This window comes from Microvirga sp. P5_D2 (genome assembly GCF_054049475.1).
Genome location: NZ_JBFUMH010000157.1, coordinates 1 through 12,280, shown reverse-complemented (window position 1 = coordinate 12,280; position 12,280 = coordinate 1). Strand labels below are relative to the sequence as shown.

Here is a 12,280-nt window from a genome sequence, read left to right as displayed (position 1 = left end):
GATCTGGGCGGCGCGGGTGACCTCGCCGATGCCCTCGGGCAGGGTCTTGCCCTCCTCGCGCGAGAGCAGGCGGCCGAGCTCGTCCTTGCGGGCGAGGATCTCGTCGCCGACCGCTTTGAGGAGGTCGTGGCGGGCCTGGATCGAGGAGCGCGACCAGGCCGGGAAGGCGTCGTACGCCGCGGCGATGGCGGTCTCGGCCTCGGCCGCGGAGGCGCGGGCGAACTCGCCGAGGATGTCGTGGGTGTTGGAGGGATTGATGTTGGGCGCGGCCTCGGAGCCCACAACCCACTCGCCCGCGATGTAATTCTTCGTCATCCTGCACCTGCCACTACGTTGACTTGGGAAACCTCTGTGCCGCTGAGACGCGAGAGATCCGAGTTCTTGTTGAAGAAGCCCATAAAAGACGAAGCGGTCAAATGACCGCTCCGCCTCTCGCGATGGACTGTCTTGAAGCCTGCTCCAGAGCAGCTGGGATCTTGCTCCCCTGGAGAGGCCCGAGTGTCCTCACTCTAGTAATCAGTCGATCAGGCCCTTGAGCGCCTTGTCAATACCGGCCTTCTGGGCCTCCGTGACGCGCTCCATCGGCGCGCGCGGGTGGAACAGCGGCAGGCCCTGGCGGTGCTGGATGTACTTCACGCAGGCCGGAAGGTTGTCGTGACGCAGGGAGTTCCACAGGGTGTTGAGCTGCCAGTGGATCTTCAGCGCTTCCTGATGCTCGCCCTTGTTGACAAGGTCGAACAGACGCGCCGTCACGCCGGGGACGGCCGAAGTGAGAGCCGAGATCGCACCGTCTGCGCCGAGCGAGAAGCCGGAATACAGCAGGGCGTCGATGCCGCTGAGCACGATGCTGGTCGGGCGAACGCGCTGCACGAGATCCGAGAGAGACTTCAGGTCGCCTGAGCTCTGCTTCATGCCGACAACGCCAGGCACTTCGTCCATGATGCGCAGCATCAGGTCGACGGAGAGATAGTTCCACGGAATGACGTTGTAGATGAGGATCGGAATACCGGTCTCTTCATAGATGGCGCGGAAATGCTCGATGGTGGCTTCCGCGTCGGGCTTGAAGAGGTAGTGAACCGGGGTCACCTGCAAGGCTTCGACCTTGAGGTTCTTCAGCTTCTTCGTGCGGTCGATCGCCTCGCGGGTCGAGTTGACGATAAGGCCCGCTACGAACGGAACACGGCCTTCGACCGCATCGTGCGTCGCAACCATCGCGTCGTAGAACTCTTCCGTCGAGAGCGTCTGGCCCTCACCCGTGCTGCCGCCGGCGACTACGCCATTGACGCCCTTGGAGACCATCAGGTCGATCTGCGCCTTGATGGCGGAAGGAACCAGATTGCCCGCTTCGTCGAAGGGCATGGTTACGGGCGGAAGAATGCCGCGCAGCCGCTGCTTCAGTTCTACTGCTTTTTTCTCGTCCATGATGTCACAACCTTTTCTAGGGTTCTTGTGTGAAGATGACCTTGCCGCCCCATGGGTCGGTCCAGCGGCGAAGATGGGTTTGTCCGTTACGCCGCCAAACACTGGCCGGTTTGAGGGTGGAACAGATGAATGTCGGCCTTGTCCGCATTAAGCCTGATGCAGTCGCCGCTTTTCGCCAGATCGGTTGTCGGCGGAACAGCGGAGACAATGCCCACTGTCGTGTCGAGAATCATGGTGCTAGAGGCGCCGACAGGAACGACGAGTTCGCCACCAGCGATGAGACGCACGGCATCAAGGCTCTTAGGGATTTGGTGAATCTCAAGTCGGGCCACGGCGATTTCCTACCTCGAACACGGTTCCCCGATACAAGGCACGGGGAGGAGCACGGAGATTGTTGATTGTTCTTGTTATCCCGTTTTGTGGGATATCTTCCCGCAAGATTGCTCACCTGACGTTACGTGTCAAGTCGTCAGCACGCCGATCTCATGCAGCTTTAGTCGTTGCTTCCGATAAAAAACGGGCCTTGCTCTCGGATCATTTTCCATGGTTCACCGACATCGGTCGGTAAAGCTGGCCCCCTGCCCCGCCCTCATGTGACGGTTGCGCGCAGGGCTTGTCCTTGGCTTGCAAGGCCATGATTCCTGACATTTGAGCGGGCGATGCAGGGCTGGAGGGAATTATTGTTTGGTTTCAGCAGCTAAGAATTGACCGGCGGGTTTCGGTCGCTATAATCCCGTGATGTGGGATTGATTGCTGCGATTGCCTTCGTGTAGTCTGGTATCCCTGATAATCAAAGTAGAACCAGGCACTTTAAGGGAACGCCTTCATGGCCATAACGCGAGCGAAAGGAAAGGCAGCGGCAGACAGTGCAGTCGTCGAGCCAGGAACTGCACGCGCTCCGACAGCCGCCAAGCCCCGGACACCTCGCGCGGATGGAGCCGCCAAGGAAGCGAAAAGCTCGCGCAGCGCCGACGACAATCTGAAATCGCTGTCTAAGCTCGTGCGCGTGCTCGATTGCTTTTCGGTCAACGACCGCAACCTCTCGCTGGCCGAGATCTGTCAGCGCACCGGCCTGCCCCGCTCGACGGCGCACCGCATGATGGCGTCCTTGCGCGATGTCGGCTTTCTCGATCAGGACAAGGAGCGCGACCGTTATCGCCTCGGCCTGAAGCTGTTCGAACTCGGCAGCGTCGCGCTTTCCAATCTGGACCTGCACCGCGAGGCGCGCCCCATGGTGGATGCCCTGCGCCGCATCAGCGGGCAATCCGTGCATCTCGCGGTCTTCGACGGTTCGCGGGCGGTGGTGATCCAGCGCGCGGATTCGGCCTCGGAAAGCTCCGGCGGCATGACTTTCATCGAGAACGCTCCGGCCCATTGCACCAGCGTGGGCAAGGCCATTCTCGCCTATCAATCCGACGAGGTGGTGGATCGCCTCATCGCGGGCGGCCTGCAGCGCTTTACGGATACAACCATCACCAAGGGCGATGCGCTCAAGTCCGAGCTGAAGAAGATCCGCAAGCGCGGCTTCTCCATCGACGAAGGCGAGCATCAGCCGGGCCTGCGCTGCATCGGCGCGCCGATCCGCAATCAGGCAGGTCAGGTGTTTGCCGGTCTTTCGATCAGCGGCCCCGCGTGGCAGTTGCCGATTTCAGAAGTCGATGACTTCGCGAAGGTGGTGATGCACCACGCCAACTCGATTTCCCAGAGGCTGGGCTACAATCATTAGAGCCAGTTTCACTGGCTCTCTCCTTGGTTTGCCGCATTTTTGAACGGCGAACCGGAGCCACTTCGCCGAAAAATGCTATGAATGAAAAGGGCGCCCATACCGACGCCCTTCGTTTTTGAATCAGGCCGCAACCGCTTCGGTCAGGCGCACCAGCGCGAGCATGCCGGGATCGTCCATGCCACGGCTCTTGTCGCCGAACATGCGCGCGCGGCCCATGCGGCAGGGCTCGTCGCGGAAGCGGGCCAGCACCTCGATTGCAGACGCATTGGCCGCCTGACCGATGCCTGCACGGTCATCAATGCCGCGCGTGGCATTGGCAATCGCATCGAGACCGTCGATCACCGTCTTGTCGCCGAGCTTCGCTCCACCGCGCGCCAGCATGGCATCCCGCGCCGCTGCCAGCAGATCACCGAGCTCCGACCACGGCACTTCCGCCCGCCCCTTGGTCGAGCGCGACATGGTCATCAGCGCCGTTGCCAGCAAGGTGCCTAGGCTCGAGCCGGTGGAGGATGCCGCAGCGCGGGCGAGCGTGGAGAAAGCCACGCCCACATCGTCCACCGCGCCCAGGTTCTCCTCGGACAGCCTGTCGACGACGCGAGCCAGCATGCCGCCGGTATCGCCGTCGCCGAGCTGGGAATCGGCGGCGTTCAGATCCTGTTCGAGGGTTGCCATGCGAGCTTTCACGCTCGCAATGGCGGCTGCGATTTCCTGAACCTTGAAACCCATCAGCCGACCCTCCAGAAGGGGCATGAGGCCGGTGCCGCGAGAAGTTCCTCAAGCTCGGAATCGGTGAAGCACAGGCTGACGGACGCACCGGCCATTTCCATGGAGGTGGTGTAGCGGCCGACCAGCGGCTGCACGATCTCGATCCTTTCCTGCTCCAGCCGCTGCGCGATGCGGCGGTAGAGGATGAACAGCTCCTCCAGCGGCGTGGCGCCGAGGCTGTTCACCAGAAGCGAGACGCGGCTGCCCGCATCGTCGGGTTTGTCGGCCAGAAGCCGGTCGATCATCTCGTCCGCGATGGCGTCGGCGGGCTTCAGCTTGTCGCGCCAGATTCCCGGCTCGCCATGGATGCCCATGCCCATTTCCATCTCGTCGTCCGCGATGGTGAAGGTGGGCTGCGCAGCACCCGGCACCTGGCAGGACGCGAGCGCGACACCGACCGTGCGGGTGCGGGCGACGGCCTTCGCAGCGACAGCCGTGACATCCTGCAGGGAAGCGCCCCGCTCCGCCTTCTCGCCTGCGGCCTTGTAGGCATACATGATGCCGGCCACGCCGCGACGACGGTCGCGCTCCTCGGGCCCGCCGCTGGCGATGTCGTCGGTCCCGAGCACCGTCGTCGTCTCGATGCCTTCATCGGCTAGGAACTCGCCCGCCATGTTGAAGTTCATCTTGTCGCCGCCGTAATTGCCATAGAGGCAGAGCACGCCATTGCCGCCATTGGCGAGACGGATCGCGTCCATGCAGGAATCGACGTTTGGACCCTCGAAGACATTGCCGATGGAGCAGGTATCGAGAAGGCCGGGGCCCACATAGCCGGTGAAGAGCGGAAGATGGCCCGAGCCGCCGCCCGAGACCACGCCGACCTTGCCCTTGCGCATCGGCTCGGCTCGGCGGATGACCCGCCCGGCGGAGCCGTCCCTGACGAGGGACGGATTGGCCATGACGAGGCCATCGAGCATTTCGTCCACATAGGTGGACGCGTGATTCATCAACTTTTTCATGCGATTGCGCGCCTTCCGCCCTGACATCTGGCCATCTGGCCCGGGGCGCCAAGCGCCCTCGGACCGAGGCATTCATGTATGTAACCCTAAATACGGGTGTGAATACCGTATTTCGGAATACGCATATTTTCAAGATGCCTTGAGACCCTGCCTTCCTCATGGGAAAGGGCAGATGGCTGGCGCTTACGCCGCGTCTTCGAAATCCATGTCCCAGCCCGGCCGGACCATGCGGCCGTCGGGACGGGCAAGGCCCGAGATGCGGCGCATCTCCTCGTCGGAGAGCGCGAAATCGAACACATCCAGGTTCTCGGCGATGCGCTGGCGATTGCCCGATTTCGGAATTGCAACAGTCCCCGGCTGCTGCACATGCCAGCGCAAGATGATCTGGCCTCCCGTCTTTCCATGCTGGGCCGCAATGGCCTGGATCACAGGATGATTCACGAGGTCGCCCTTTCCGAGTGGGCAATAGGATGTGAAGGCAAGGCCGTTCTCGCGGCAGGCTTCACGTACCTTCGTCTGGTCGAGATAGGGATGATATTCGCACTGATTCACCACCAGCGGCTCGCGCGACAGACGCGCGGCTTCGCGCACCAGCCGCGCCGAGAAATTGGACACGCCGATATGGCGCGCGAGCCCCTGCGTCTTGGCCTCGTTGAGAGCACCGAGCGTCTCGCTCAAAGGAATATCGGCATTGGGCCAGTGAATGAGCAGAAGGTCCACATGCGAGAGGCCGAGCCGCTTGAGGCTGCCCTCGACGGAGCGCCGAAAATCATCGGCCTTCAATTCGCTGTGCCAGACCTTCGTGGTGACGAACAATTCGTCGCGGGGCAAGCCTGAAGCGCGAATCCCTGCGCCGACCGCGTCCTCGTTCTCATAGCGCGCAGCCGTATCGATGTGGCGATAACCGCTCTCGATGGCCCAGCGCACCGCCTCGGCGCCCTCGTCATCGCGCAGCTTCCATGTTCCAAGTCCTATCGCAGGAATTTGAGCGCCATTTGCTTCGACGAGAGCGGCCTTCATGTCTGGTCATCCTTGCTGATCGAGTTCGCTTTTCGCAACGCCGATCCATTCGGCGCATGCAGCCGGCCTTCCGGCAAAAGCCCATTCAAAGTTAGTTGCCGCGCGGGCTGTGGCAAGCGCCGCTCGCACGTCTCATCCCCCTGCCATGCACTGCAAGCAGGGGCAAAGCATAAGCGGAGGGTGTATTCCGCCTGATCTATGCATCCCCCACCTTTCATCCAGCGATAACTGAGACTTTCGTATAGTAACCTATGTAGTGCCGGAATAAACGGCGGCACTGGTGCGATTGACAGCCGTCCTGCAAAGCGGGATAGATATTCGGAATGCGGACAGCATGCGTGCTGACACGCCCAAGACAACAGGCGCGACCCAATGATCGCGCCGCTCGCATCGCTCTCAGGGAGGAGTATCAATGAAGACCGCCAAGACTCTTTTTGCCGCCGGCCTCGCGCTTGCACTCTCGTTCGGATCGGCGCTCGCCGAGTATCCCGAGCGTCCCATCACGCTGATCGTGCCGTGGGGAGCAGGCGGCGGTTCGGACGGCACGGCGCGCATTGTGGCCCGCCTCCTCGAGGAAAAACTCGGCCAGCCAATCAATGTGATCAACCGCACAGGCGGTGGTTCGGTCATCGGTCACACTGAGATCGCCCGCGCCAAGCCCGACGGCTACACGCTCGGCAACATCACCACCGAACTCTCCATGTTCCACTGGCTGAACCAGGCGCCGATCTCGTACAAGGATTACACGCCGATCGGGCTCTACAATGCCGATTACGGCGCCGTGTTCGTCAAGGCCGACGCGCCTTACAAGACTCTTCAGGATCTGGTGGATGCCATCCGCGCCAACCCGGCAACGATCCCCGCAGGCGGCGCGAACCAGGGTGGCGTCAATCACCTTTCCTATGCCGCGATGGTAGCAGCCGCCGGCCAGAAGGGCGCCTTCTGGGTGCCGAGCGAAGGCGCGGCCCCTGCCCTGCAGCTTCTGACCTCGGGCGCCCTCAAGGTTGCCATCGTCCAGATGTCGGAAGCGAAGGCGCTGATGGATGCCGGCGAGATCCGCGCGCTAGCCACCCTCGACACCAAGCGCAATCCCAACTTCCCGAATGTGCCCACCATTGCCGAGGCGTCGGACATCGAATTCTCGATCAGCGGCTGGCGTGGTCTGGCGGCACCGAAAGGTCTGCCTGAAGACGTGACGAAGAAGCTCGTCGGCGCGCTCAAGGAAGTGGTCGCCAGCGAGGAATACAAGAAGTTCATGACCGACCGTCAGTTCGGTGTGACCTTCGAAGGCGGCGCAGATTTCGAAGCCTATCTCGCCGCCAAGGACAAGCAGTTCGGCGATGGCCTGAAGGCCGCGGGACTCGTGAAATGACCTCCGCGCAGGACAGCAACACGCCCACCTCTCCGGAGGTGGGCTCTCCGCCCATGGTGGATGTCGGGCTTGGCTTGGCCTTCGTGATCGGCGGTTTGGGGCTGATCTATAGCTCCAAAGACTTTCAGATCATGATCCCCGGCACGCCCGTGGGGCCGGGCCTCCTGCCGACGATCTGCGGTGCTGTCATGATCCTGTTCGGCGCTTTGCTGAGCACCTCTGGAATCCGCCATGCACGCCTCGGCGCTCGCGTGGTCGGCGGCGAGGACGAGAGCCACGGATCGCCGCTCTTTGCAACGGTTCTGCTGGGCGGGCTCGTGCTCGTGATCCTGCTCATGCCCTATCTCGGCTTCATCATCACATCGTCCCTCTATGGTTTTGCGGTGACGTGGGCCGGACGCGCCACCTGGTGGGGATCGGCCATCGCATCGGTGACGCTGACGCTCCTGATCTACTATCTATTCGCTCACGTCATGCGCGTGCCGCTGCCCCTCGCCAGCTTGTTTTAAGGACCGGGCACAATGGATCATCTCATCAAAGCGATGGGCATGGTGGTGACGCCAGAGTCCATCTTCGCCATTACGGTTTCCTGCATCTTCGGTCTTTTCGTGGGCGCCATTCCCGGCCTCACCGCGACCATGGCCGTCGCCCTTCTGGTGCCCTTCACATTCTACATGTCGCCGATCCCGGCCATCGCGACCGTGATCGCCTGCACCGCCATGGCCATCACCGCCGGCGATATTCCCAGCGCGCTTCTCAAGATTCCCGGAACGCCTTCATCCGCAGCCTATACGGATGAAGCCTACGCCATGACCAAGAAGGGCAAGGGCAGCCAGGCGATCGGCATCTCCATCGTCGCCTCCTGCATCGGCGGTCTGTTCGGCTTCATCGTGCTGGCCTTCACGGCGCCTGCCCTGGCGAAGGTGGCCCTGCGTTTCTCAAGCTTCGAGTATTTCTGGCTCGCTGTCCTCGGCCTGTCCTGCGCAGCGCTCGTCAGTTCGAGCGGTGCCATCAAGGGCTTTCTCTCACTGTTCCTCGGCCTCGCCATCGCGACCGTAGGTTCCGACCCTTTGACCGGCACGGCGCGCTTCACCTTCGGCAATCTCGATCTGAGCGGCGGCCTCTCCTTCGTGCCTGCCATGATCGGCCTTTTCGCGCTCGGCGAGTTGCTGCGCTACAAGCCGGGAACGGAAAGTCTCGTCGCCGCGACCCATGTGAAGAACCCCTATCACGGCATCTACGGCACCCTGAAAAAGTACCAGGTCAATCTCTGGCGGGGCTCCGCTCTCGGGACAGTGATCGGCGCCCTGCCCGGCGCAGGCGGCGATCTTGGCGCCTGGATCTCCTATGCCATGGCAAAGCGCTTTTCCAAGACGCCGGAGAAGTTCGGTCAAGGCCATGAAGAAGGCTTGGTGGAGGCTGGCGCTTCCAACAATTCCGCTCTCTCGTCAGCCTGGATTCCGGCCATGGTGTTCGGCATTCCCGGAGACGCTGTGACGGCGATCGCGGTCGGCATCCTGTTCATGAAGGGGCTGAATCCGGGCCCGCAGCTCTTCACGCAGAACCCGGAAAACTTCTATGCCGTGATGTTGATCTTCCTGATCGCCAACTTGCTGCTGATTCCGTTCGGCTATCTCGCCGTGCGTGCCGCGAACTACATCTTCAGCGTGCCTAGGGCTTATCTCAACGGCGCAATCATGGTGTTCTGCCTGGTCGGCGCCTATGCCGCGAACAATTCCATGTTCGACGTCATCGTCATGACGGGCTTCGGCCTTCTGGCCTATGTCCTGCACCGGGCCGCCTTCCCCATCGCCCCGATCATCCTAGGCATGGTGATGGGGCCCATGCTCGAGCAGAACTTCCTGACCTCGATGATCATCTCGCAAGGCGACCTGCTGGGCTTCTTCTCACGCCCCATCGCAGCAGGCATCGGCGCCGTCGTGATCCTCCTCTGGAGCTTCCCGCTTTTCACCTGGATCTACAGCAAGGTGCGCGGCCGAGAAGTCATCAAGATACCTGTGACTGAATAAGCCGAAAGGCACGCCCATCAAAGGCCGCGGTTCTTGTCCAGCCGCGGCCTTTTTTTGTTCAACACAGGCTCCAAAGACGATTCAGGAAACCTCGTCCTTGTCGCATCTCGATCCGGCGAGACGGAAGCAACCATGAGGTCGAACCTCATCCGCTGCGACTATTGCGGAGTACGACAACGCTCCGGCTCATGCCTCATTGCGGAATTCCCGTATTCTGCCGCTATCCTACAGCTTGGTCAGATTATCCTGGCTCGCAACGTGGAGGCGCGATCATGATCCCGGATGGCTCCGGCTTGATGCAGGCAACCCTCGATGGGGTCACCTTCGACGTCTACACCTACAAGCCCGACGGCAAGATCAATGGCATCCTGTTGGTCTATCACGGCACCTCACGCACGGCAGAGCATTACCGTGACTATGCCATCGATCTAGCCGACCTTGAGGGTTTTGTGGTGGCCGCGCCGCTGTTCGACAAAGACCGGTTTGCCAATCACGACTACCATTTCGGCGGCGTGCTGGATGCTTCCGGCAACCTCAAGCCTGCCGACCAATGGACCACGCGCTTCGTCCCGCTCCTGGCCGACTGGGTGCGAACGGAAGAGGCAGCCTCGGCACTGCCATATTGGTGCTGGGGTCACTCGGCGGGCGGGCAGTTTCTGTCGCGCGTGGCAGCGTTCGAGCAAATCGCGGCTGAACGTATCGTCATCGCCAATGCCTCGACCTATGTGCTGCCGTTGCTCGGCAGCTACCCGGATGGCGAGGCGGCGCCCTACGGCATGGGCGGTGTTTATAGCGGGGCCACCGAGCAGGAGAAACTGCAGGCCTACTTAGCGGCTCCTGTCACGATCTATCTTGGCACCGAAGATGACGACCCCGATGACCCTGAATTGACCACGACCACGGAGGCCGAGCGCCAAGGCGAGCAGCGCAAGGATCGCGGCGAGCGAACCTTTGCCCTCGCTCAAGACCAAGCCGAATCTCTGGGGTGTTCCTTCGGCTGGGAGTTGGTCTACGCGCCACAGGCCGACCATTCCACCTCGCAGATGATCCATTCACTGGCTGTGCTCAAGGCCATAGAGTGATTCAGCTCCCGGGTCGAATGGCAATTGCGGTGGCATAAGAAGCCGCACCGGATGTTATTCTTAGAATAAATCTATCAGCCAAGACATTTTGTAGGAATATCTGTCTTTTTATTATCTAAGACAGCTTGCGTTGTCGTCAAAATTGGACGCACACGAAAGCAAACCTAAGATTATTTTCAAAGATATAGCTCTTTTTAGTCATTTTCATACGGAGATTGGCAGAATATCCATTCAATGCATCGATCACTGTCCTTCACGGCAGAGAACTGATCTGAGCCTGCCCTCAGGGCAACAGTGCTTTGCAACATTCAGGCAGCAACCATGACGCTCAATCCCGATCTCCCACCAAGCGGTAATTTCGACCTGACGAAATGGAAGATCGGGCTGCCGATTGATTCAAACGGTGGCTATAGCGGCACAGCGACGGAGGTGAAGAATCTCATCGGCTACGAGCACCCGACCTACTTCTACACGGGTCCGGATGGAGCCATGGTCTTCGCCGCACCGGTCGAGGGAGCAACAACCAGCGGCTCCAATTATGCCCGCTCGGAATTGCTGGAGATGAATGGCACCGTGCGAGCCGCCTGGAATCTGCAACAGGGCGGCTTCATGGCCGCGGCTCTCGAGATTGATCAGGCCCCTATCAAGTTCAGCGGCGTCGCCGGGCGCATCGTTGTCGGCCAGATCCACGGCCTCGATAATGAACTTGTACGCCTCTACTGGGAGAATAATAAAATCTACTTCGTGAATGGTCAGGCCGGCGCGACCAACACGGCCACGACGTTCTATTTGACCAATGCCAATGGTGAGCAGCCGAACGTCTCGATCAACGAAAGCTTTTCCTACACCATTCATGCCAAGGGMGATGATCTGCTCGTTCGTGTCGAGGCCGATGGACAGACATATACCTCGCTGACACGCATCAACGACGTCTGGGATAGCGATGTCTTCTACTTCAAAGCCGGGACATATCTCGGCGTGAACGAGACGCAGGGGACCGGCTGGGGGCAGACCTCATTTTACAATCTGACGTTCAACCATGATGGCACCCCGCCAAGCGATCAGCCGATGACCACCCGCACATTCACTGGCACGAGCAGCAGCAATACTCTTTTGGGCTCGGCAGAAAATGACCTGATTGATGGGAGGGGTGGGGACGACAGGCTCTATGGCAAGGGCGGCAGCGACGTTCTGATCGGCGGCACTGGGAGAGACAATTTCTATTTCGATACGAACCCAGGCACGACCAACAAGGATGTCATCGTCGACTTCAACATCAATGACGATACGATCCGCCTGGAAAACGCGATTTTCACCAAGCTCGCAAGCACGGGCTCGTTGAGTTCAAGCTGGTTCCGTCCTGGAACGAAGGCGCTCGATAGCAACGACTACATCATCTACGACAATGCCACAGGCGTGCTCCTCTACGACTCTGATGGCACAGGCACGCGAACGGCAATCCAGATTGCCCTGATCGAGAATAAGGCTAACCTCTCCAGGTATGATTTCACCGTTTATTGAAGGACGCGCAGGCATAGGCACGCACCTCAAGGGATCCCTTCTGCGGAGCATTTCATAGCTCGCGCTGCTGTTCAGGCCAGCCCGATATCAACAGCCGTATCAAGATTGGTGCTGAATTCCCGTCTTGGACCAGAGCGCGAAACCCGCTGGCACGCACAATCTTGGCCGCAACCAATAGTCTTAAATTTTTTAGGAAGGAAAATGGTGCCCAGGGACGGACTGACCACTCATCATCCTAAGTATTTGATTTTGCAAGGTTAGATGACCGGACCGACACTATCATGTCTACCGATTCTGTCCATCGGCCGCAAGCTCTGGCCAGCCAATTTTCAGGAGTACCTTTTCATGACCAGCATTGCCCAAAACAATGCACAGCGTACGGG

General features: G+C 60.4%; 12 protein-coding genes. 6 read left to right on the top strand and 6 right to left on the bottom strand.

Annotated features, from left to right (window positions below; genetic code table 11):
- The 3 genes from ACXJKO_RS25390 to ACXJKO_RS25380 form a co-directional block, all read right to left on the bottom strand.
- Window positions 1-315: aldehyde dehydrogenase family protein (locus ACXJKO_RS25390; protein WP_457093846.1), on the bottom strand; the 315-nt coding region annotated here is incomplete at its 3' end.
- A 201-nt stretch (window positions 316-516) separates the two neighbouring features.
- Window positions 517-1,422, bottom strand: coding sequence for a dihydrodipicolinate synthase family protein (locus tag ACXJKO_RS25385; protein ID WP_457093845.1), 906 nt, complete (start codon window positions 1,420-1,422; stop codon window positions 517-519).
- 86 nt (window positions 1,423-1,508) lie between these two features.
- Window positions 1,509-1,754, bottom strand: a complete 246-nt coding sequence (locus tag ACXJKO_RS25380; RefSeq protein ID WP_457093844.1) for a hypothetical protein — start codon at window positions 1,752-1,754, stop codon at window positions 1,509-1,511.
- Window positions 1,755-2,248: 494 nt separating this feature from the next.
- On the opposite strand from ACXJKO_RS25380, the gene ACXJKO_RS25375 reads away from it, so the two are divergent.
- The gene (locus tag ACXJKO_RS25375; protein WP_457093843.1) at window positions 2,249-3,148 is read left to right on the top strand and encodes an IclR family transcriptional regulator; all 900 of its coding nucleotides are present in this window, start codon (window positions 2,249-2,251) and stop codon (window positions 3,146-3,148) included.
- Window positions 3,149-3,268: 120 nt separating this feature from the next.
- Here the strand turns inward: ACXJKO_RS25375 and ACXJKO_RS25370 are convergent, their stop codons facing one another.
- The 3 genes from ACXJKO_RS25370 to ACXJKO_RS25360 all read right to left on the bottom strand — a co-directional run bounded on the left by ACXJKO_RS25370 (window position 3,269) and on the right by ACXJKO_RS25360 (window position 5,892).
- Window positions 3,269-3,874 carry a DAK2 domain-containing protein gene (locus ACXJKO_RS25370; RefSeq protein ID WP_457093842.1) on the bottom strand — a complete coding sequence of 202 codons (606 nt, stop codon included), beginning with the start codon at window positions 3,872-3,874 and terminating at the stop codon, window positions 3,269-3,271.
- Window positions 3,874-4,860, bottom strand: coding sequence for a dihydroxyacetone kinase subunit DhaK (locus tag ACXJKO_RS25365; protein WP_457093841.1), 987 nt, complete (start codon window positions 4,858-4,860; stop codon window positions 3,874-3,876). Before ACXJKO_RS25365 ends, ACXJKO_RS25370 begins: the two co-directional genes overlap by 1 nt.
- A 195-nt stretch (window positions 4,861-5,055) precedes the next feature.
- Window positions 5,056-5,892 carry an aldo/keto reductase gene (locus tag ACXJKO_RS25360; protein ID WP_457093840.1) on the bottom strand — a complete coding sequence of 279 codons (837 nt, stop codon included), beginning with the start codon at window positions 5,890-5,892 and terminating at the stop codon, window positions 5,056-5,058.
- Between the two features lie 412 nt (window positions 5,893-6,304).
- Between ACXJKO_RS25360 and ACXJKO_RS25355 the strand changes: the two genes are divergently transcribed.
- From ACXJKO_RS25355 to ACXJKO_RS25335, 5 genes are all read left to right on the top strand, one after another.
- On the top strand, window positions 6,305-7,264 hold the full coding sequence (locus ACXJKO_RS25355) for a tripartite tricarboxylate transporter substrate binding protein (RefSeq protein WP_457093839.1): 960 nt from the start codon (window positions 6,305-6,307) through the stop codon (window positions 7,262-7,264).
- Entirely contained in the window at window positions 7,261-7,773 is a 513-nt protein-coding gene (locus ACXJKO_RS25350; RefSeq protein ID WP_457093838.1) for a tripartite tricarboxylate transporter TctB family protein, read from the top strand. Before ACXJKO_RS25355 ends, ACXJKO_RS25350 begins: the two co-directional genes overlap by 4 nt.
- A 12-nt stretch (window positions 7,774-7,785) precedes the next feature.
- On the top strand, window positions 7,786-9,294 hold the full coding sequence (locus tag ACXJKO_RS25345) for a tripartite tricarboxylate transporter permease (protein WP_457093837.1): 1,509 nt from the start codon (window positions 7,786-7,788) through the stop codon (window positions 9,292-9,294).
- A 272-nt stretch (window positions 9,295-9,566) separates the two neighbouring features.
- A complete protein-coding gene (locus tag ACXJKO_RS25340; protein WP_457093836.1) occupies window positions 9,567-10,376 on the top strand; it encodes a hypothetical protein in 810 nt (269 codons plus the stop codon).
- A 321-nt stretch (window positions 10,377-10,697) separates the two neighbouring features.
- The gene (locus tag ACXJKO_RS25335) at window positions 10,698-11,897 is read left to right on the top strand and encodes a polysaccharide lyase family 7 protein (protein ID WP_457093835.1); all 1,200 of its coding nucleotides are present in this window, start codon (window positions 10,698-10,700) and stop codon (window positions 11,895-11,897) included.
- The last annotated feature ends 383 nt before the right edge of the window (window positions 11,898-12,280 follow it).

Excerpts from the sequence above, each read along its gene's own strand:
- ACXJKO_RS25385 (WP_457093845.1), bottom strand. The coding sequence starts at position 1,422 with ATGGACGAGAAAAAAGCAGTAGAACTGAAGCAGCGGCTGCGCGGCATT.
- ACXJKO_RS25375 (WP_457093843.1), top strand. The coding sequence starts at position 2,249 with ATGGCCATAACGCGAGCGAAAGGAAAGGCAGCGGCAGACAGTGCAGTC.
- ACXJKO_RS25370 (WP_457093842.1), bottom strand. The coding sequence starts at position 3,874 with ATGGGTTTCAAGGTTCAGGAAATCGCAGCCGCCATTGCGAGCGTGAAA.
- ACXJKO_RS25365 (WP_457093841.1), bottom strand. The coding sequence starts at position 4,860 with ATGAATCACGCGTCCACCTATGTGGACGAAATGCTCGATGGCCTCGTC.
- ACXJKO_RS25360 (WP_457093840.1), bottom strand. The coding sequence starts at position 5,892 with ATGAAGGCCGCTCTCGTCGAAGCAAATGGCGCTCAAATTCCTGCGATA.
- ACXJKO_RS25355 (WP_457093839.1), top strand. The coding sequence starts at position 6,305 with ATGAAGACCGCCAAGACTCTTTTTGCCGCCGGCCTCGCGCTTGCACTC.
- ACXJKO_RS25350 (WP_457093838.1), top strand. The coding sequence starts at position 7,261 with ATGACCTCCGCGCAGGACAGCAACACGCCCACCTCTCCGGAGGTGGGC.
- ACXJKO_RS25345 (WP_457093837.1), top strand. The coding sequence starts at position 7,786 with ATGGATCATCTCATCAAAGCGATGGGCATGGTGGTGACGCCAGAGTCC.
- ACXJKO_RS25340 (WP_457093836.1), top strand. The coding sequence starts at position 9,567 with ATGATCCCGGATGGCTCCGGCTTGATGCAGGCAACCCTCGATGGGGTC.